We start from the raw sequence: 19,023 nt of genomic DNA on the forward strand, positions 1-19,023 counted from the left end.
GGCGGCCTGGCCGCGACGCTGCTGGTCTTGAGCGAACGGGCATCTACCTTGGCCGCGCGCACGGAGGACCCAGCCACCTAGCGCGGCAGGTGCACGACCCAGAGCGGGTGAGGCAACCAGCCGGTTGCCTCGCCCATTAAGAGGTCGTGCGCGAGTGGCACGGAAGGTATGACGACGATTCGTTGGGCCCTGCGGCCCGGCGCGGGCGGTATGTGCTCTGCGCAGCCGAATTCATTCGCGACGCAAAGCGCGACATGGTCGCACCTTGGAGGTTTTACGCCTTGGAGGTTTTAACTCCCCCATCTGCGACTGAATCGCAGATTGCTTAGATCGGCGCGAGACGGTATCTACGTGGTGAGGCAACCGGCGATGCGGTTGCGGATGAGCGGTCAAACCGCCAAGCCGCGACAAGGTCCCAGGCGTGAAGCATGCGTGTGACGCGTCACGCCGATCCGTACCCGGCCTGCTCCCATCGCAACGCGATCACCAGGGCACCGTGCGTCCCAGGTAATCCACATACCGCAGCCCCGGCGTTCCTCGCGCCGCCAGCAGCACGTTCACCAGGTTGGGCACGCTCTCCTCGATGCTGAGTTTGCCGTCCGGGCCGCCCAGGTCGGTGCGAACCCAACCCGGTGCCATCAGCACCATGGCACGTGGAGAGGTGGCGTGGCGTGCGGCGAAGCTGCGCATGAACGTATTCAAGGCGGCCTTGCTGCCGCGATAGAGTTCGCGCTGCCCGTTTTCGTTGTTGCTGACGCTGCCTTGCCCGGACGACATCACGCCGATCAATCCGGTGGGTGGAACATGCGACTGCAAGCTCTCCACCACACGCATGGGGCTCAGCGCATTGGTGAGCATTACATGCATGAAATCGTCCGTCGATACTTCGCCAATCGGCTGGTTCGGGTCGCGGTTGGTGGTGCCAGCATTCACGAACAGCATGTCGATCACCCGGCCGGATAGCCGCGCGGCCAGTGCGGCCAATTGATCGGGCTGGCAGATATCCAGCATTTCGATATCGACGCGTCCCGGATGGGCGTCGGCCAGGTCGTGCAGTGCCGTGCGCGTCTGCCCGCGCACCGTACCTGTCACGTGCCATCCCTTGACCAGGAATTCGGCGGCCATGGCGTGCCCCAGGCCTCGTGATGCGCCCACGATGAGGATCGTGCCAGAAGAGGATGTTGTCGGCATATGCGTGGCTCCCGAGCCATCAAGGGGTGCCCATCCTGATACGCCCGTATCGTGTGCACAAGACGCACGTCATGCAATGAATTATTGCATCACACGCCTGGTGTGGTGGACGGATGGGCTATGCTCGGAACATGGAAAACGCCGATCTCAATCTGCTGGTGGCGCTCGACGCCCTGCTTGCCGAGGGCAGCGTGACCGGCGCGGCGCGCCGGCTCGGCCTGAGCACGTCTGCCATGAGCCGTACGCTTACGCGGTTGCGATCGGCCACGGGCGATCCCTTGCTGGTGCGGGCGGGCCGTGGGTTGGTGCCTACACCCCACGCCGTGGCGCTGCGAGGGCGGGTGCGCGAATTGGCCCGCGATGCCCAGGCGGTATTGCGGCCGCCAGCCGATCCCTTGGACATCGCATCGCTGGAGCGCACGTTCACGCTACGAGCCAATGAGGCCTTTGTCGAACTGTTTGCGGTCACACTGTTCAAGACGATCACCCGATCGGCACCACGCGTTCGCCTGCGTTTCGCGCCCAAGCCGAACAAGGACGCCGAACCGTTGCGCGAAGGATTGATCGATCTGGAAATTGGCGTGGTCGAGGCTGCTGCACCCGAGATGCGAGCTCAAGCGCTGTTTCGCGACCGCCTGGTCGGTGTCGTGCGCACGGGGCACCCCTTGCTGTCGGGCCGAGGCGTGACACCGAAGCGACTGGTGGCCTATGGCCACGTCGCTGCCTCACCGCAGGCCATGTTCCGTGGGCCGGTCGACGATGCGCTCGATGCTTTGGGTCTTGGGCGAGACGTGCACGTGGTCGTTCCCGGTTTCATGGACGCCATGCGCATGGCGCGACACTCGGAACTGGTCGCGCTGGCACCCCGGTCGTGCCTGGGTCATGCTTCCAGCGATGCCGGCACCGTCGATTCGGGTCTGCAATGCTTCGACCTTCCGCTGGCGACGCCGGACTTCACGGTATCGGCGATCTGGCATCCGCGCATGGATGCCGACCCGGGACATCGCTGGCTGCGCGATGTCATGGCCACGTTGTGCCGCACGATCGAACCTGCGCATCGAGCCGGGTAGGGCGCGCGCGATCTCCCCGCGTCTTCCATGGCTGGTCGCCCCGGCTTCATGGGACAAGAGCACGTTTTGAACGCCCCATGCTCAGCGTACAGGCGCCGCCTGTACCATTTGCTGGTTCTGTGTCTGGCTCTGCGCCTGGGCTTGTTGTTGCTGTGTCTGTTGCTGTGCTAACTGATGCGCCTGTGTGCTGCTTTGCTCCAGTGGTGTGTTCATCGCCTGCACTGTCGGCACCTGGGTGATCGTCTTGTTGGGCAGGGTGTTCTGCGCCACGAACATGGTCGCGCCATCATGCGTATCGGGCAGGATGTGATCGATACGGGTCATGCCTTTTTGCATCGCCGCGACGGCGGCCACACCCGCCAGATTGTCGCTGCGCTGGTCCGATACGCGGCCTACTTTCGCATCGAGTGCCTGGACATGGCCTTGGGCCTGCTTGAACAGGTCATGCCCAGGATGCGCCGGATCATCCAGCTTGGGCGCCGGCCTGACCTTATCGTCGAACCAACTGGAGGGGTGCGTCAGGGTGTCCCATGCCTTATCGGCTTTCTGAGATACATCGGCGGCTGCGGCGCCGACCGCCTGGGATGCCTGCTGGGCGCGTTGCGCCATGGCCTGCTCGGCACCATGCGCGCCATCGGCGATGGCTTGCCTGGCATCGCTGGCGCCCTTACTGACCGCCGCGCCCACGGTCTTGGCGGTTTGCTCGGCATGATCGATGCCCTCCGACACGGACCGTTTGGCCGAGTCGTACGTGTTCTCGATGGAGCGTCCGGCCGATTGGGCGGTGTTATAGGTGTCAACAAAGGCATTGGCGATGGGGATCGCGGCATTCTGCACCGTTGGGCTGTGAATGATCGCTTCGGCTTTGCCCGTGAGGCTGTGCGCTCCGGCCTCGACGGCGTGTTCGGCCGATTGCAGTTTGTTCGCTGCGTAGTCTCCGGTAGCGTGGATGGCCTTGCCTGCCAGGTGTTCGGCCTCCCCTAACGCCACGCCCGCGAGTGGCGCCACCGGATTGCCGGCACCCAGCATGTTGCCGAACTGGCGAGTTACCTGTGCATTCTTGTCACTTTGTGCCTGGGCATCCTGGCCGGCCGCGCGCACGGCATCGGCGTCCTGCTGCAGGCGCTGCTCGGCACCTTTGACGATGCTGTTTTGTTCGATGCCTTTCTGGATGGCCGGGTCGACTTTCACCGCGGCAAATTCGTTCAACTGCTGATGGATGTCGGCGGGAAGGGCGGCCGGGGCACCCGCCTGTGCCTGACGCAGTGCGGCGGACAATTCGCCGCGTTCGCGATAGACATCGTTGCGATACGTATCGATGGCTTCCTTGTTGTCCGTATAGTTCTTTTCGTACTGCGCAAAAACCTTGGGATCGAGCACGCTTGGCGTGGTGTTGTTATCCGGCGAAAAGTGCGTGGCGCTGTGATCGGCCAGGCTCATGGCCAGAAACGGATTGGGCGGTTGCGACCCGGGTGGCGCGTCGATGTAACGGCCGTCCTTCATCGACTGAATATCCTGGGGACTGGCCAAGGTGACCACGTTGCCCAGGTGATGATTGCCCGCACTGACTACGTCGCCGGCCATGACGTAATTGGTGATCTGGTTTGGATCGGCTGGCGCCTTGTAACCCATATCGGCTGCGCCGTAGGCGTTATACGTTGCAGCCTGCAAGCCGAACTGGGAGGCTTCGATCTGCGTTTCCGTGCCACCCAGGGAGTGTCCGGCCGCGGTGATCTGGTCCTTGGGAATGCCGAGCTTGGCCGCCTTGTCGATCATTTGCTGGGTGAAGGCATCGGCAAGCGGGATCTGCGGATTGACCTTGTCCCTGACCATCGTGGCATCAACCGCGACATCCTGCACCCGGGTGAGCTGGTGTTCGCTGCTGGGATCGGTGCCGCGATAGGCAATGACGACCTGGTTGGTATCCTTGTTGAGATAAGCCGTGCCATGAAAGCCGGTGACAGGATCGGCACTGTAGCCGAACACTTCGTAGTTTTGCCCACCCAGCTTGACGGTCTTGCCGATGTCACTTTGGTCGCGATCGATATACGAGTCGACGGCGGCAGCGGCAGTGACCTGGGGGCTGGCGCTCATGGCGTGGCTTCCTTGACGGAGACAGTGATCGGAAAGAATGCATCCGGCTGCTGCATCACCTGCGGGTTGACGGCAGAAAGGCCGGGTACGTTATCCAGCGTCGGTGACGGATCGTCACGAAAATGCCTGTTGAAGTAATTCGTCTGCGAGCCCTTGTGCAACAGGTCGTCAAAGGTCTCCGTCGATGCGAACGTGACTTTGCGGGCAACGAAGACGGCGCCTACGTTGGATGCATCCCAATGGCAAACGCCTAGCCCGTAGTAGTCTTCATCACGCACGGCATCGCGATAGAAATAGCCTTTCCAGGTCTTGTCGTCGACGCGGGTCATCGTAAAATCGATGACCACGTCCTTGGGTTTCTTGTGGATACCGAGAAATTCATCCTTGGGTGTGCATTCCACGTTGGTGACGTCGAAAAACACGCGTCCATTCACTGAATCCCAGGCACCGGATGCATCCACGGTGGCAGTGACCTCGTAACGCTTGGAGGGCTGCGGATTTCTCTGTGGATTTTGCGGATCACCGTGGCTCATGGAACATCCTGTGGTCAGTATCAGCAGCAAGGAAAGCGTGAAAGTCAGGCGAATAGGCATGTCATGCCGGTCCATTTTCATGACTGGGGCAGGCGCACTGCGCCTGGCGGCCGTGGGGTGCCCGGTCGCATGTCGATGCGTCCGGGCATGGCCGAAGGCACGACGACGTCCATGAGCCAGGGTCTCGGGCATCCGCAGGCGCACAGGCGTGCCCCGCGCAGGGTGTGTGGCGACAAGGTAAACAAGCGGTCATCCCGTCCGGTTGGTCGTGCCCTGCCGCGACGGTATCACATGCCCGTCAGCCGCGAGGAAGAGCCGGTTCGCAGATGGCTATTAGCGTACAAGCGCATGAATCGACGCTTTTTTAGCCAGTCTTCGTGAGTTGTTGCGATTTATGGACGCCCGGCCGTTACGCAATCGCCTGGCCCGCGTGCCAGGTCAATTGCCCGTTGTAACCACAGGCGATCCAGCACGAAGGGCCCGATTCGATCACGTCGGTCACGAACTGCGACTGGTTATATTCGTGGATGAGAGTGGTGGCATCTTCGGCCCATATACGCAGCGCGCCATCTTCGCCACAGGTGGCGAGTTGGCCATGACTGAGAAAGCGCACCCGGCGTATCGCGGCGGCATGCGCGCGCAAGCGACGGGTCAGGGTGAAACCTTGTGCATCGATGTGGCCACAGCGCACCCAGCCGTTGGCATCCCCCACGGCAAAGCGGGTATGTGCTGCGTCCTTTCGTATATCGATGCCGCGCAGCGGGACGTCACCGGCAAGCGTGCTCAGAGCGATGCCGTCATACGTCCAGGCCATGGCGTGGCCATCCTCCGAGGCGCTGAACAGGCGATCCTGCCCGTCGGTTGCCAAGCCCCAGATCCAGCCCTGGTGTCCCTGGCATGACGCCAGATGTTGCCCGTTGCCAGACCAGATGTGGATCCGATGATCGGCGCCACCGCTGGCGAGCCGGCCTTGCGGCAGGGCTGTGATGCAAAGCCCCGCCGCGTCATGGGCGGCGACCTCGTTCAAGCACTGGCCTTGTCGATTCCACCACCGCAGGCTGCGATCGCGGGATATCGATGCCACACGCCCATCACTCAGCTGGGCAAGGCCCAGCACCGACTGGCGATGGCCTCGCCACAGGGCATCGGGTTCGCCGTCCGGCTGCCAAAGCCGGATGGTGGCATCGCGGCCGGCGCTGGCGATGCGGCCATCGGCCAGCCGCAGCAAGGTCCATGCATAGCCGTGATGGCCCGGCGCCGCCGGAGTGGCCGCCGTGTTTCGGTAGAGGATGTCGCTGCGCAGGATGTGCTTACTGCCGCAGGTCACCTCTTCGCCCGCATGCCACAGATCGTGATCGAACACGATCAGGCTGCCACGCCTGGGGCGAATGCGTGCGACGAGATGGCCGGGATTGCCGATACATTCGGGCCCACCCGTGAAGAACAGCGTATCGCCGCCACCGAAGTCATCGCCATCGGTGAGATAGATCATGAACGTGAGTTTGGAGCGAACATATTCACCTCGATGGTGCACGCCGTCGCGATGGATATTGAAACGCTGGCCGGGGCGATATCTGCACAGGCGCAGGCGTTCGTTGATGCCTTGCGGTATCCAACCGTCGTCTTCGGGCAGGGTGATGCGTGTGGTCAATCGTTGCCAAAGGCGTGCGGCCAGCGCCGGGTCGTCCAGGACCTGGCGATCATTGTTGCGATAGGAAGGCGGGTAGTCCAGTTCAGCCGAGAGGAAGCCGCGCTGCTCGGCTTGCGCGATATAGGCCGCGCATTCCTCGGCTGTCAGGAAGTCCGCCACGATGAGGCAGGTGCCCATATGGCTGGGCAACGGGCTTTGCGCAACATTCATCGCCTTCTCGTATATTTGGTTGACCAACCAATTTTTGCGAAGTCTGTACCTGCCCGGTCTGGCGGTCAAGCATTTTTTGGGTGTATAACCAAATTATGGATTCCGGAGCCCTTCATGCCACGAAAGCCCAACACCGAACTTCGTCGTCAGCAGATCGTCGATGGCTTGCTGCGTGTCATGGCGACCCAGGGTTATGCCGGTGCCACGGTGCAAGCCATTGCCAAGGCTGCCGGGCTTGCGCCGGGGCTGATCCATTACCACTTTCATGACAAGCGCGAGATTCTGGTGGCACTGGTCGAACGCCTGGCCGGTTATGCCACACAGCGCTACCAATCGCGCGCAGCCGAGGCGATCGATGCCAGGCAGCGCCTGGTGGCGTATATCGATGCAAGGTTGAGCTATGGCTCCGACGCCGATCCCGATGCGGTGGCGGCTTGGGTGATGGTAGGAGCCGAAGCCGTGCGCGATCCCGATGTGCGAGAGGTCTATCAGCGAACGGTGGCGCAGGAAATGCTGCTGCTGCGCAAATTGCTGCGTGCCTGCCTGGCCGAACAAGGGCGCAAGGTGCGCAAGCTCGATCATCTGGCCGCCGGCCTGCTGGCGTTCGTCGAGGGTGTATTCGCACTGGCGAGCAATGCCCGGGAGATCGTCCCCGTCGGCTTTGCAGCGGACATGGCCGCGACCTGGGTCGATCGCTACATCGCCGGCGAGCCGGCGGTTGCCGGTAAGGATCGCCGCTGATGTCTGGTGCAGCTCAGGCAGTTCCGGTCGAAGCCGTGCTCGGTGAGATCCCCTGGATCGCACTCTGGCAAGCCTGGTCATTGGCCGCGCCGGTCGGATTGCATCGCCGACTGCTGGACGCTTATGGCGAGCATCATCGCGCGTATCACACGGGCCAGCATCTTGAAGAATGCCTGGGGCTGCTCGATGAGCTGTGGCATGACGCCGATCGTCCGCATGAACTGGCATTGGCGCTGTGGTTCCACGATGCGGTTTATCGGCCGCGCCGCCAGGATAACGAGCACGTCAGCGCCCAATGGCTGGTCGCCGAAGCGTCGCAAGCCAACGTGCCGGACGATGCTGTCGATCGCATGCGCAGACTGGTGATGGCGACGTGTCATCATGCGCAGCCGGAACCGGGCGATGCCAGCCTGCTGGTGGATATCGACCTGGCGATCCTGGGTGCGAACCCTGAACGCTTCGCGCAATACGAGCGCCAGGTGCGGCGGGAGTTTCGTTGGGCGCCCGCGCCGCTGTACCGCGCGGGACGAGCGCGCGTTCTGCGCAGCTTCCTGGATCGGCCCTCGATCTATGTCACCGTGGCGATGCGCGATCGATTCGAAGCAGCCGCGCGCCGCAATCTCCAGGCATCGCTCCGGCAGTTGTGCGGATGAGGGCGAGGCGCGTACCGGGTTAAAGTAGGGCCTGGCGAGCATGAGGAGCATGCATGAAGACCATCGGCATCATAGGCGGCATGAGCTGGGAATCGTCCGCGGCGTATTACCGGCTGATCAACCAGCACGCCAAGTCGCGCCTGGGTGGACATCACAATGCGCGCTCGCTGATGTTGACCGTGGACTTCGCGCCCATCGAGGCGGCACAGCGCGCCGATGACTGGGATGCCCTCGGGCACCAGCTTGCCGACGCCGCGTCGCAACTGGAGCGCGGTGGCGCCCAGATCATCGTGCTCGCGACCAATACCATGCATCGTGTCAGCGGTGCGATCGAAGCGGCCATCGAGGTGCCCTTCCTGCACATCGCCGATCCAACAGGCATGGCATTGCAAGTGGCGGGCATCGAGCGAGTCGCCTTGCTCGGCACGCGCTATACGATGGAGCAGGATTTCTACATCGGTCGATTGCGCGAACGCTTCAACCTGGATGTGCTCGTTCCCGATGCCGCCCAGCGAGCCGATGTGCATCGCATCATCTACGACGAGCTTTGCCATGGCGATTTGCGTGACCAGTCGCGCGAACGGTATGGCCAGATCATCGCGGAACTGGCGATCAGAGGTGCCCAGGCGGTCATTCTGGGCTGTACGGAGATCGGTTTGTTACTGAAGCCTGAAAACGCCGGCCTGCCCTTGTTCGACACCGCTGTGCTGCATGCGCAGGCTGCCGTGGACTGGGCCCTCGATGCCCCAGGTTCCCATGCTTAGTTTCCGGCATTCCACCACGACGCACGATGCTTGTTGGAGCGAATTCATTCGCGAAGCCATCGGCGATCCAGTCGCCGATGGAGGCTCTTGAAACCTCCAGGTCGCGATCTGAGTCGCAACTTGCATCGCGACTGAAGTCGCTCCTGCAAAGCGCTTACACATCCCAGCGCAGCATCACCCGGTCTGACGCCTGGACGTGGCCATCCACGTCCAACGGGAACAACGTGCATACCTTCGGGCGCACTCGCAGCGTCATGTCCTGCCGCAAGGACAATCGTGCGATCTGTTCGCTGGCGATATCCATTTCCAGCACCTGATCGGGTTCTTCCCATTGCAACTCCAGGTGCGTCACGCTGCCGGCGGGATAGATGTGCCGCAGTCGCGCCTCCCAGCTATCGCCCTGACCGTGCGCCGACAACGCCAGTTGTTCCGGTCGCACATAAGCCAGGGCTCGTTCGTAGCGGCCATCCCATGGATCGTCGCATAGCGTCGCCGAGCCGCTGACCAGTTGGCCGCCGCGGCGCTCCACGGTCAGGCGATTGACCTTGCCGATGAATTCGCACACGAACGGCGTCGCTGGTTGCTGGTAGATCATTTCGGGCGTATCGACCTGTTCGATCCGTCCATTGTTCATCACGGCGACACGGTCGGCCAGCTCCAGGGCCTCTTCCTGGTCGTGGGTGACGAATACCGTGGTCAGCCCAAGCTCTTCATGCAGATGACGCAACCAGCGCCGCAATGACACACGCACCTGGGCATCGAGTGCACCGAATGGCTCATCGAGTAACAGCAGCTCTGGCTCCACAGCCAGCGCTCGCGCCAAGGCGACTCGCTGACGCTGGCCACCAGATAGCTGCGCCGGATAGCGCTTGCCGTACCCTTCCAGGTGGACGCGCTTGAGCAAGGCTTCCACGCGCTCGGCGATTTGCGTGCGCGAAGGGCGCGAGCGCGCCGGACGCACACGCAGCCCGAACGCTACGTTATCGGCCACGGTCATATGGCGAAACAAGGCGTAGTGCTGAAATACCAGCCCCACGCTGCGCTGGCGCGCATTGATCTTCAGCAGGTCGCGATCGCCCTGCATCACGCTACCGCCATCGGGATAATCCAGCCCGGCAAGTATGCGCAGCAACGTGGTCTTGCCCGAGCCGGAAGGCCCCAGCAACGCCAGGAATTCGCCGGGCGCGATATCGAGGCTGACATCGTCGAGTCCGGCGGTGCCGGCAAAGCGGCGAATGAGGTGGGATAGTTTCAATGTCATCGTTCAATGCCTGGCCGCGCCATGCGAGGCAATCTGGTCGCCATAGCGCCATTCAAGGACGGTCTTGATGCCCAGGGTGAGCAGCGCCAACATGGCCAGCAGCGATGCGACGGCGAAGGCCCCGACGTATTCGTATTCGTTGTAGAGCACTTCCACTTCCAGTGGCATGGTGGTGGTCAAACCCAGGATATGCCCGGACACCACCGAAACCGCGCCGAATTCACCCATCGCGCGCGCATTGCACAGCAGCACGCCATAGAGCAGGCCCCAACGGATATTAGGTAGCGTCACGCGAAAGAACATCTGCCAGCCGGTGGCACCAAGCACGCGCGCGGCTTCTTCCTCTTCGGTGCCTTGCGCCTGCATCAACGGAATCAACTCCCGGGCCACGAAAGGCAACGTGATGAACATCGTGGCCAGCACCAGGCCGGGCACGGCGAAGATGATGTCGATATTGTGGCGATCCAGCCACGGTCCGAACCAGCCATGCGCACCGAACAGCAAGACGAACAGCAGGCCGGAAATCACGGGTGACACGGCGAACGGCAGATCGATGAAGGCACCGATCAAGGCCTTGCCGCGAAACTGGAAGCGCGCCATCGCCCAGGATGCGGCCACACCGAAGACCACGTTGAGTGGTACGGCGATGACTGCGACCAGCAGGCTGAGTTTGACCGACTGCCAGGCTTCATCCTGTGTCACTGCATGGAAATAGGCTTTTACGCCCTGCCTCAGTGCCTCATAGAACACAGTAGCCAGGGGAAGCAGCAGGAATAGCGTCAGGAACAGGACGGCGACGCCAATCAGGCTGGCATGAGCCAGGCGGCGTGGCCAGGCGACGGGACGGCTCAAGGGCGTCATCGGCGGCTCTCCGACCAGCGCTGGCTCCAGCGTTGCAGGCGCGACACGCCGATCAGCAACATCAGGGAGAATGCCAGCATCACCAGGCTGAGCGTGGCGGCGCCGGCATAGTCGAACTGTTCGAGTTTCTGCACGATCAACAAGGGCGCGATTTCCGAATGCTTGGGGATATTGCCGGCGATAAAGATCACCGAGCCGTATTCACCCACCGCGCGCGCCATGGCCAGCCCGAAGCCAGTCAGCAAGGTGGGCGCCAACATGGGCAGGATCACCCGGAAAAATGTCTGCATGCGCGTGGCCCCCAGGCTCATCGCCGCTTCTTCCACGTCGCGTTCAAGCGTCTCCAGCACCGGTTGCAGGGTGCGCACCACGAAGGGAAAGCCGACGAAGATCATCGCCACCAGGATACCCAGCGGCGTGTAGGCCACATGCACGCCCAGCGGTTCCAGCCAACGACCCAGCCACCCATTGGGGGCGTAGATAGCGGTCAGCGCGATACCGGCCACCGCGGTGGGTAGCGCGAACGGCAGGTCGATCAGGGCATCGAGCAGGCGTCGGCCCGGAAAGCGATAGCGCACCAGCACCCAGGCCACCAGCAGTCCGATCGCCACGTTGAGCACGGCCGAAAGCAGCGCGCCACCGAAGCTGAGCTTCAAGGCCGCCAGTGTGCGGCCCGAGCCGAGCAGATGGGTCAGGTCGTTCCAGCTTATCCCCGAGGCCTTGGCGATCAGGGCGGCCAGCGGAAGCATCACGATCAGGCTCAGGTAGACGATGGTGTAGCCCAGGCTCAGGCCAAAGCCGGGAAGAATGTTTCGCCGCATCAGAGGCCTCCGTTGGCGCCGAAGCGATCGAATTCGCCGCCATCGCGGAAAAACCGCTCCTGCGCCTCATGCCAGTTACCGAATACTTGGGCCAGGGTGAACGTGCGAATCGGCGGAAATTGCGCGGCATAGGGGCCGGCATCGCGCATGGAGCGTGGCCGGTAGAAATTTTTTGCCGCCAGTTGCTGCCCCTGCGGCGAATACAGGAAGGCCAGGTAGGCTTGCGCAAGCGCACGTGTGCCGTGGCGATCGACATTGCGGTCGACCATGGCCACGGGCGGCTCGGCCAGGATGCTCAGCGATGGACGCACGATTTCGAAATCCTCGTCGCCAAGTCGGGCCTTGGCCAGCATGGCCTCGTTTTCCCAGCCGACCAGCACGTCACCGATACCCCGCTGGGCGAACGTGGTGGTAGCGCCACGTGCGCCGGCATCGAGCACTGGCACGTGCTTGTAGAGGTTGCGCACGAACGCGCGCGTCTGCGCTTCGTCGCCGTGGAATTTGTCCAGCGCGTACCCCCAGGCGGCGAGGAAATTCCAGCGCGCGCCGCCTGAAGTTTTCGGGTTGGGCGTGATCACCTGGATGCCAGGACGCACCAGGTCGTCCCAGTCGTGGATATGCCTGGGGTTGCCCTTGCGCACCATGAACACGATGGTTGAGGTGTAGGGCGTTGCCTGGTCGGGCAGCCGCTGCTGCCAATCCTTCGGCAGCCAGCCACGGGCGGCAATCGCGTCGATGTCGTAGGCCAGCGCCAGCGTCACCACATCGGCGCGCAGCCCTTCTGATACCGAGCGCGCCTGCTTGCCCGAGCCGCCATGGGACATGTGGATCGATACGTCCTGGCCATGATCGTGTTTCCATTGCTCGGCGAACGCGGCATTGATGTCGCGGTACAGCTCGCGTGTGGGGTCGTACGATACGTTCAGCAGGCTCGTTTCCGACGCGCGCGCGGCTGTGGCCAGGCATAGCCACAGGCACAATGGAATGGTCAGGGAGCGAAGCGGCATGCGGTCTCCGGGCAGAAAAGCGGCATGTCGGCGCGATGGCCATGGGCCATCGTTATCGCCGATGTTCCGGACAGGGTTGTTAAGCGGAAGTTGAAGCGTGGCGTCTCAGCGGAAAGCGAGGGCGAGTACGATGCCGATCCATAGCACCATGCCCAGCCAATTGTTGTTGCGGAAGGCTTGCAGGCAGGCAGTGCGATCGCGCGTGCGGATGGACCAGAGCTGCCAGCCGAACAACCCCAGGGCCGCCACCAGTGACAGCCAGTAAGACCAACCCAGGCTGGCGCGCTGGCCGACGAACAGCATGGCCAGGGCAAAGGTGGCCATCAGTATTCCCAGGATCGGCAGATCTGCGTCGCCAAACAGGATGGCCGTGGATTTGGCGCCCGCTTTGATGTCCTCGTCGCGATCGACCATCGCGTACTCGGTGTCGTAGACCACCGACCAGACGATGTTGGCCAGAAACAATAGCCAGCCAAGCGGCGGCACGTGCCCGGACACCGCGCCGAATGCCATCGGAATCGACCAGCCGAAGGCGGCACCCAGGACAACCTGTGGCAGGTGCGTGTAACGCTTGGTGAACGGATATAGGGCGGCCAGCGCCGCGCCGCCAAACGACAGGGCGATGGTGAAGTGGTTGGTAAACAGCACCAGCACGAACGAAAACACCAGCAGCGCGGCGAATACGATCAGCGCTTCGCGTGGCGTGATGCGCCCACTGGCGATGGGACGGCCTGCGGTGCGGGCCACCTGGGGATCGAGCTTTCGATCGGCGAAGTCATTGATCGCGCACCCGGCCGAGCGCATCGCGAAGACGCCCAGCGTAAAGATGATCAACAGGCCAAGCGGCGGGAAGTCGCCCTCGGCCAGCCACAATGCCCACCAGGTCGGCCACAGCAGCAGCAACGCGCCAATCGGGCGGTCCATGCGGGTCAGGACCAGATAATCGAGCGCCCTCTCGCGCTGCTGCTGGGGCAGCTTCTGTAGCAGCCAGGACAATACACGCGTGGCGCGCGTAGAACTGTCGGCAGGCCGCGGCGCGGCGGCGGCCTTCTTCGCAGGCGCTACCGGACGCCGGGCGGCAGCCAAGGGCGCGGAGGTGCGGCGAGGACGCTTGCGTGGGGTGGGAGCCATGCGGTCGATTGTAACGGCTGGGCGATGCCTGGGGCACTTGGGGCCTGCCGGATACGCGGAACCGATCCGCGCACCCGTGTACCCGTGAGGTAAAGGCCGGGCCCGTGGTGGCTATCAGCCCGGCTTGATCTGCTCGAAATCCACCAGGTCCTCGCCCTGCCCATGAATGTACAGCCGCTTGCCGAAGTGCGGATAATCGCAGATGTCCTGCTCCAGGCGCTGCCCTGCCACGAGCAGCAGCAACGGCGTTTCGCCTGTATTTTTCACCACATGTGCCGCGCCACCGCGGGGAAAGCCCAGGAAATCGCCGGGGCCAATGTCATAGGGGCGGTCATCGAGCAACAATTGTCCGGTGCCGGACAGCACGTAGACGAATTCCTCTTCATACAGGTGGCGATGATATTCGCTCGATTCGCGACCTGGCTCGAGTGTGATCAGGTGCGCGCCAATTTGCGTCAAGCCGGTCGCGTCGCCAAGTGACTTGGCCAGCCGGATGGCATTGGCGTTGTAGGCGTGTTGCCTGACTTCGACCGGCATGGCGTCGATGGTGGTGGCGCTGAGAAGCTCGCGCGGCGTTTGGGACATAAACCTGGCTACCCGTAATTGACAGGCGCCCACTGTAGGAGCCAATTCATTCGCGAAGCAATCTGCGATTCAGTCGCAGATGGGGGGTGAAACCTCCAAGCCGCGACCACGTCGCGTCTAGCATCGCCAACGAATTCGCGCCTACCCGATCACGGGTAGGCGCCGCTGCAAGATTACTTGTGAACCTTGCAGATCGCCTTCTTGTCTGGATACGTCTTCATGCACCAATCCTGCCATTCCTTGCTATTGGTCGCCCGCGTGGCCGGATCGGAGCCGTTGTAGACGAACTCGAAGCTCTTGCCGGTGATCTGGTTGAGCAGCGCGGCCAGGGCATCGTGCACCACCTCCGGCGAATACATGCGCTGGCCTTGCTCGGTCTTCTTCGAATCGACGATCACGATGTTCTTCAACACCATGTTCTTTTCGCCAAGCGGACGCATGTCGTTGAGGTGCTGCACGAGATAGGGCACCGCGTTTTCGCCGTAGGACTCCAGGCGAAGAAATGCCTCAGGCTCGGTCTGTGCCTGGGTGGTCTGGTCGATCAGCCCGGAAATCTGGGTGGCCAGCGTCGTCTTCTTGGTGGCGCAACCGCTCACGGCCAGCGCGGCCAGGGAAGCAAGCAGGACGAGCTTCTTCATGGGTACTCCTTTACGACTCGATTTTGAATGGACATGGAGATGGCACGCTTCGTATGCAGCGAAGAACGCGCGGAAAATGCGGGCATGCGGACGACGCACCACGATGGGCGCGGGCAGGCGCGGTCATTGGCATGGGTGGCGCGTTTGAGTCGCATCCCATCGTTTGCATCCTGTTCCATGACGCCGTCCACTGAAGATCGTATGCAAAACCCGGTTGTGGACGTACCGTCCACGCGTTGATAACCGGATTTCCCCTGGTGCTCCCCTGTCTGAACGAGGGTGAGCCTTACATTCGATGCGTGGATAATGCCATGGAACCCGCTGCCACGGGCAAGTCCCGGCCGTGTGACCGGGGTAGCAGAGAGGCTATTTGCGGCCCCAGCGCCAGCGCGGCGGCTCGCCTTTGATCAGACAGACCAGTACCAAAGCCAGGGTCGGTAGCCCGGTGACAAGCCAGAATCGGTTCCCGACTTCGTGTGGAGGGTATTGATGCGCCAGCACGGCGATGACCACCACATAGGCCACCAGTGTCGTCCAACCCTGCCAGACGCGGGGCAAGCCCCAACCCAGACCGTAGCTTTTTGCGGGAAACCAGTAGCGCGGGGAGGACGTTTTCTCAGACATGAAAGGCGCATCCAACGGCGATGCGCCATTATCCATCATGTCCTCTGTGGCCTGTGCAAGTTTTCAGGACGATCAGCGAGATAGCTCGATCAGTTCCGAGGGCACCCAGCCGCGTTGGCCAAGTTCATCCTCGACCTCCCACATGCCACCCTGCTTGTTGCCGGTGGGGTGCAGCGTCGCGCCCGCGCGCAATGAACGCACCGGCTTGCCCTTGCCGGTGGCATCGGTCAGCAGTTGCGTGGATCGGATCAAGGTGACGGCCTGCATGGCACGGGAAGCGGCTGCGTTGTTGCTCACCCCGCCTAGTTGTTCAACCATGCGCGTGTAGGCATCCAGATAGGCCAACGTGATGACCTGCCCGATTTCCGTATTGGCATACCCACCCACGCCGGCACCACCGAATTCACTGCCTCCCCATAGGGCGCCTGCGCCACTGAACCCCAGGTCGTTCTTCTTGGCACTCCCCTCGGTAAGCGCCACCTGCTCGGACGAACGCACGTCGGTCAGCGTCAGGACAACGTCGGCAGTTTTTGATTTGAAATCCAGCCCGGCCGCTATCTGGCCTGCTCCGCCACCGATCAGGCCACCCAGCAAGCCGGCTACACGGCCGCCGCCGGCATTGCGGTTGGATGAGACGAGATCGGGCACCAGGATGTAATCGGCGGCCTTGACCTGGCCCTTGCCGATATTCGAGCGTCCACGCAGTTCGCCGCGGGAGGCCAGCTCACGCTCGCGCATGGCTGCGTTCATGCCGCGATTGCGGTCAACGAGAGTGAAGCAGCGCGATTTGGCCACGAATACCTTGATCAGCTTCGTGGGTTCGGGCAATTGCTGCCCCGACCACCAATTGGAGCCAGCATCGGCCTCTTCCACGGCCACGGTGCCCAGGGGCTTGCTGCACACTGGCAACTGTGCGGTCTTTTCATGGCGTATTGTCTGAGCGGATTTCATCTTCGACTCGATCTGCGCGCAGGCAGGTAGGCCCAGGAGTATCACCGACATGCCTGTGGCCATGGTGGCGAGGGTCTTCATCGACTTGGTTTTCATGGCTGTCCCTAGTTCTTCCCTGAAATCCCGCCGTTTCGCGTGATGTACCGAAGCGGTCAGGATGAGCCGCGAAGGCGCGGCCCAGGGCCGGAATTAAGGCGCCAGAGGCGTCTGGGAATCTGTCGGTGGTTTCGGAGATGTTGTCAGGACAACGGCTTGCGGATTGAAGGCGCGTGATCGTGGAGGGGTGTGCAAGTTGACAGGAGGCCGGTAGCGAGGCGCGCCGGGGATCACGACGGCCACGTCACCTCCGCAGCCCGGCGGTCTTGTCGCCGGCCAAGGAGCTTGCGCCTGCACCTTCCATCCCTATAACCCGAAAACCATCAATCCTCGCGCAACAGCAATCGGTACGCCGGGTTGTCGCTTTCGTCCTGATAGGGATAACCCAGGTTCGAAAGAAAATGCGTCAATGTGGCGCGTTCGGCTTGCGGCACCTGGATGCCAACCAGGATACGTCCGTAGTCGGCGCCGTGGTTGCGGTAATGGAACAGGCTGATGTTCCAGTCCGGGTGCATGTGGTCGAGGAAGCGCGTCAGTGCACCGGGGCGCTCGGGAAAATCGAAACGGTATAATTGTTCATCGCGCGCCTGGGCGGACCGGCCTCCGACCATGTGGCGCAAATGCAGTTTGGCCAGTTCGTCGTCGGTCAGATCCAGGGCGTTGAAGCCTTCCCGGCAAAAAGTTTCCAGCAACGTGGCGTTCTCACCACGATGGCGCGTCTGGATACCAACGAAGATATGTGCCTGTTCGGCATTGCCGATGCGATAATTGAACTCGGTGATGTTGCGTTCGCCCAGCGCGGCACAGAAGCGACGGAAGCTGCCGCGTTCTTCCGGGATGCTTACCGCGAAAATCGCCTCATGCCGCTCGCCTACCTCGGCGCGTTCGGCCACGAAGCGCAGGCGATCGAAATTGAGGTTGGCGCCGGAGACGATAGCAGCCAGCGTCTGTGCGCTGCCATGCGGGCGCGCGGCGTATTGCTTGAGCCCGGCCAGGGCCAAGGCACCGGAGGGCTCGGGCGCGACCCGGGTCTCCTGAAAGATGTCGCGAATGGCTGCGCAGATTGCATCGGTATCCACGCGCAGGATTTCATCGACGTATTGACGGCACAGCGCATAGGTCCATTCCCCGGGTTGCTTGACCGCCGTGCCGTCGGCGAACAAGCCGACGTCGCTCAATGTCACGCGGCGGCCGGCATCGATCGATCGCGCCATCGCGTCGGCATCGGAAGCCTGCACGCCGATGATGCGAATGTCCGGGCGCAGTGCCTTGATGTAGCCACCGATGCCGGCGATCAGTCCGCCGCCGCCGATCGGCACAAAGATCGCATGCAATGGGTGTGCGTGCTGGCGCACGATCTCCATGCCGATCGTGCCTTGCCCGGCAATCACGTCCAGGTCGTCGAACGGATGCACCAGCGTCAGGCCCTGTTGCGCTTGCAGTCGCGCGGCGTGCGCCTGGGCGTCGCTGTAGGAATCGCCGATCAGCACGATCTCGACGTGGGCTCCTCCGAATCGACGAACGGCATCCACCTTTACCTGCGGCGCGGTAATGGGCATGACGATCACCGCCCGAATACCCAGTCGTGCGGCCGCGAGTGCGACTCCCTGGGCATGGTTGCCGGCCGATGCAGCGATCACACCGCGCTCGCGCTCGGCGTGATCGAGCTGGGCCATCTTGTTGTAGGCACCGCGCAACTTGAACGAGAACACCGATTGCAGGTCTTCGCGCTTGAGCAATACACGATGGCCCAATCGAGCCGAAAGCAACGGCGCTTCATCGAGCGGCGTTTCGCGCGCTACCTCGTAGACCTGGGCACGCAATACACGGCGTAGCAGGTCGTGCTCGTCCCCGGTCCGCATTGTCTTTTCGCTGGCAGCCGCGACACTCATGAATGGGCCAGGGCAACCGGGCGGCTGACCTCGATCACGTCCACCAGCTTGCGTGTCTGCTCGATGATCTGTTGCACGGTGCCTTCCGCACCCTGCATGACCAGGGTCAGTTGCGATACCTCCGGGTCCTGGGTGGGAGCGACATGCAACGAATCGATATTGCAGTTGCGCGCGGCAAACAGCCCGGCGACGCGAACCAGGGCACCGGCTTCGTTCTGAAGAAGAATGGAAAGCGTATGTTTCATGATG

19 protein-coding genes are annotated in these 19,023 nt (G+C 62.5%); 4 read left to right on the plus strand and 15 right to left on the minus strand.

The window, feature by feature from the left end; all coding sequences use genetic code 11:
* Nucleotides 1-483: 483 nt before the first annotated feature.
* Nucleotides 484-1,191, minus strand: a complete 708-nt coding sequence (locus VF436_RS15135; protein ID WP_330904861.1) for an SDR family NAD(P)-dependent oxidoreductase — start codon at nt 1,189-1,191, stop codon at nt 484-486.
* A 131-nt stretch (nt 1,192-1,322) separates the two neighbouring features.
* Here VF436_RS15135 and VF436_RS15140 point away from each other — a divergent pair, with 131 nt between their 5' ends.
* Nucleotides 1,323-2,261 (plus strand): LysR family transcriptional regulator, encoded by a 939-nt coding sequence (locus VF436_RS15140; RefSeq protein WP_330904862.1) that lies wholly within the window; start codon nt 1,323-1,325, stop codon nt 2,259-2,261.
* 81 nt (nt 2,262-2,342) lie between these two features.
* Here the strand turns inward: VF436_RS15140 and VF436_RS15145 are convergent, their stop codons facing one another.
* From VF436_RS15145 to VF436_RS15155, 3 genes are all read right to left on the minus strand, one after another.
* On the minus strand, nt 2,343-4,355 hold the full coding sequence (locus VF436_RS15145; protein ID WP_330904863.1) for an XVIPCD domain-containing protein: 2,013 nt from the start codon (nt 4,353-4,355) through the stop codon (nt 2,343-2,345).
* Entirely contained in the window at nt 4,352-4,888 is a 537-nt protein-coding gene (locus VF436_RS15150; protein ID WP_330904864.1) for a hypothetical protein, read from the minus strand. The genes VF436_RS15145 and VF436_RS15150 overlap by 4 nt, the downstream gene beginning before the upstream one ends.
* Nucleotides 4,889-5,297: 409 nt before the next feature.
* The gene (locus tag VF436_RS15155) at nt 5,298-6,749 is read right to left on the minus strand and encodes a 2OG-Fe(II) oxygenase (RefSeq protein WP_330904865.1); all 1,452 of its coding nucleotides are present in this window, start codon (nt 6,747-6,749) and stop codon (nt 5,298-5,300) included.
* Between the two features lie 114 nt (nt 6,750-6,863).
* Between VF436_RS15155 and VF436_RS15160 the strand changes: the two genes are divergently transcribed.
* From VF436_RS15160 to VF436_RS15170, 3 genes are read left to right on the plus strand one after another with little or no spacing between them, the layout of a single operon-like run.
* Nucleotides 6,864-7,490, plus strand: coding sequence for a TetR/AcrR family transcriptional regulator (locus tag VF436_RS15160; protein WP_330904866.1), 627 nt, complete (start codon nt 6,864-6,866; stop codon nt 7,488-7,490).
* A complete protein-coding gene (locus VF436_RS15165) occupies nt 7,490-8,143 on the plus strand; it encodes an N-methyl-D-aspartate receptor NMDAR2C subunit (protein WP_330904867.1) in 654 nt (217 codons plus the stop codon). Before VF436_RS15160 ends, VF436_RS15165 begins: the two co-directional genes overlap by 1 nt.
* A 53-nt stretch (nt 8,144-8,196) precedes the next feature.
* Entirely contained in the window at nt 8,197-8,907 is a 711-nt protein-coding gene (locus VF436_RS15170; RefSeq protein ID WP_330904868.1) for an aspartate/glutamate racemase family protein, read from the plus strand.
* A 154-nt stretch (nt 8,908-9,061) separates the two neighbouring features.
* Here the strand turns inward: VF436_RS15170 and VF436_RS15175 are convergent, their stop codons facing one another.
* The 11 genes from VF436_RS15175 to ilvN form a co-directional block, all read right to left on the minus strand.
* Nucleotides 9,062-10,168 carry a sulfate/molybdate ABC transporter ATP-binding protein gene (locus VF436_RS15175; RefSeq protein WP_414649866.1) on the minus strand — a complete coding sequence of 369 codons (1,107 nt, stop codon included), beginning with the start codon at nt 10,166-10,168 and terminating at the stop codon, nt 9,062-9,064.
* Between the two features lie 3 nt (nt 10,169-10,171).
* Nucleotides 10,172-11,029, minus strand: coding sequence for a sulfate ABC transporter permease subunit CysW (gene cysW / locus VF436_RS15180; protein ID WP_330904869.1), 858 nt, complete (start codon nt 11,027-11,029; stop codon nt 10,172-10,174).
* Nucleotides 11,026-11,850 carry a sulfate ABC transporter permease subunit CysT gene (gene cysT, locus VF436_RS15185; protein WP_330904870.1) on the minus strand — a complete coding sequence of 275 codons (825 nt, stop codon included), beginning with the start codon at nt 11,848-11,850 and terminating at the stop codon, nt 11,026-11,028. The genes cysW and cysT overlap by 4 nt, the downstream gene beginning before the upstream one ends.
* Nucleotides 11,850-12,857, minus strand: a complete 1,008-nt coding sequence (locus tag VF436_RS15190; protein ID WP_330904871.1) for a sulfate ABC transporter substrate-binding protein — start codon at nt 12,855-12,857, stop codon at nt 11,850-11,852. Before VF436_RS15190 ends, cysT begins: the two co-directional genes overlap by 1 nt.
* 105 nt (nt 12,858-12,962) lie before the next feature.
* Nucleotides 12,963-13,988, minus strand: a complete 1,026-nt coding sequence (gene ubiA / locus VF436_RS15195; RefSeq protein WP_330904872.1) for a 4-hydroxybenzoate octaprenyltransferase — start codon at nt 13,986-13,988, stop codon at nt 12,963-12,965.
* Nucleotides 13,989-14,102: 114 nt separating this feature from the next.
* Nucleotides 14,103-14,573, minus strand: a complete 471-nt coding sequence (locus tag VF436_RS15200; protein ID WP_330904873.1) for a cupin domain-containing protein — start codon at nt 14,571-14,573, stop codon at nt 14,103-14,105.
* A 173-nt stretch (nt 14,574-14,746) separates the two neighbouring features.
* A complete protein-coding gene (locus VF436_RS15205) occupies nt 14,747-15,211 on the minus strand; it encodes a hypothetical protein (RefSeq protein WP_330904874.1) in 465 nt (154 codons plus the stop codon).
* A 366-nt stretch (nt 15,212-15,577) separates the two neighbouring features.
* Nucleotides 15,578-15,835 (minus strand): hypothetical protein, encoded by a 258-nt coding sequence (locus tag VF436_RS15210; RefSeq protein WP_330904875.1) that lies wholly within the window; start codon nt 15,833-15,835, stop codon nt 15,578-15,580.
* 72 nt (nt 15,836-15,907) lie between these two features.
* A complete protein-coding gene (locus VF436_RS15215) occupies nt 15,908-16,882 on the minus strand; it encodes a CsgG/HfaB family protein (protein WP_414649867.1) in 975 nt (324 codons plus the stop codon).
* A 323-nt stretch (nt 16,883-17,205) separates the two neighbouring features.
* Nucleotides 17,206-18,774: a threonine ammonia-lyase, biosynthetic gene (gene ilvA, locus VF436_RS15220; protein WP_330904876.1), complete on the minus strand. Its 1,569-nt coding sequence runs from the start codon at nt 18,772-18,774 to the stop codon at nt 17,206-17,208.
* Nucleotides 18,771-19,019, minus strand: a complete 249-nt coding sequence (ilvN, locus tag VF436_RS15225) for an acetolactate synthase small subunit (protein WP_330904877.1) — start codon at nt 19,017-19,019, stop codon at nt 18,771-18,773. Before ilvN ends, ilvA begins: the two co-directional genes overlap by 4 nt.
* Nucleotides 19,020-19,023 lie beyond the last annotated feature (4 nt).

It is taken from the genome of Dyella sp., assembly GCF_036384435.1.
GTDB lineage: Bacteria > Pseudomonadota > Gammaproteobacteria > Xanthomonadales > Rhodanobacteraceae > GSA-30.

Excerpts from the sequence above, each read along its gene's own strand:
- VF436_RS15135 (WP_330904861.1), bottom strand. The coding sequence starts at position 1,191 with ATGCCGACAACATCCTCTTCTGGCACGATCCTCATCGTGGGCGCATCA.
- VF436_RS15140 (WP_330904862.1), top strand. The coding sequence starts at position 1,323 with ATGGAAAACGCCGATCTCAATCTGCTGGTGGCGCTCGACGCCCTGCTT.
- VF436_RS15145 (WP_330904863.1), bottom strand. The coding sequence starts at position 4,355 with ATGAGCGCCAGCCCCCAGGTCACTGCCGCTGCCGCCGTCGACTCGTAT.
- VF436_RS15150 (WP_330904864.1), bottom strand. The coding sequence starts at position 4,888 with ATGAGCCACGGTGATCCGCAAAATCCACAGAGAAATCCGCAGCCCTCC.
- VF436_RS15155 (WP_330904865.1), bottom strand. The coding sequence starts at position 6,749 with ATGAATGTTGCGCAAAGCCCGTTGCCCAGCCATATGGGCACCTGCCTC.
- VF436_RS15160 (WP_330904866.1), top strand. The coding sequence starts at position 6,864 with ATGCCACGAAAGCCCAACACCGAACTTCGTCGTCAGCAGATCGTCGAT.
- VF436_RS15165 (WP_330904867.1), top strand. The coding sequence starts at position 7,490 with ATGTCTGGTGCAGCTCAGGCAGTTCCGGTCGAAGCCGTGCTCGGTGAG.
- VF436_RS15170 (WP_330904868.1), top strand. The coding sequence starts at position 8,197 with ATGAAGACCATCGGCATCATAGGCGGCATGAGCTGGGAATCGTCCGCG.
- VF436_RS15175 (WP_414649866.1), bottom strand. The coding sequence starts at position 10,168 with ATGACATTGAAACTATCCCACCTCATTCGCCGCTTTGCCGGCACCGCC.
- cysW (WP_330904869.1), bottom strand. The coding sequence starts at position 11,029 with ATGACGCCCTTGAGCCGTCCCGTCGCCTGGCCACGCCGCCTGGCTCAT.
- cysT (WP_330904870.1), bottom strand. The coding sequence starts at position 11,850 with ATGCGGCGAAACATTCTTCCCGGCTTTGGCCTGAGCCTGGGCTACACC.
- VF436_RS15190 (WP_330904871.1), bottom strand. The coding sequence starts at position 12,857 with ATGCCGCTTCGCTCCCTGACCATTCCATTGTGCCTGTGGCTATGCCTG.
- ubiA (WP_330904872.1), bottom strand. The coding sequence starts at position 13,988 with ATGGCTCCCACCCCACGCAAGCGTCCTCGCCGCACCTCCGCGCCCTTG.
- VF436_RS15200 (WP_330904873.1), bottom strand. The coding sequence starts at position 14,573 with ATGTCCCAAACGCCGCGCGAGCTTCTCAGCGCCACCACCATCGACGCC.
- VF436_RS15205 (WP_330904874.1), bottom strand. The coding sequence starts at position 15,211 with ATGAAGAAGCTCGTCCTGCTTGCTTCCCTGGCCGCGCTGGCCGTGAGC.
- VF436_RS15210 (WP_330904875.1), bottom strand. The coding sequence starts at position 15,835 with ATGTCTGAGAAAACGTCCTCCCCGCGCTACTGGTTTCCCGCAAAAAGC.
- VF436_RS15215 (WP_414649867.1), bottom strand. The coding sequence starts at position 16,882 with ATGAAAACCAAGTCGATGAAGACCCTCGCCACCATGGCCACAGGCATG.
- ilvA (WP_330904876.1), bottom strand. The coding sequence starts at position 18,774 with ATGAGTGTCGCGGCTGCCAGCGAAAAGACAATGCGGACCGGGGACGAG.
- ilvN (WP_330904877.1), bottom strand. The coding sequence starts at position 19,019 with ATGAAACATACGCTTTCCATTCTTCTTCAGAACGAAGCCGGTGCCCTG.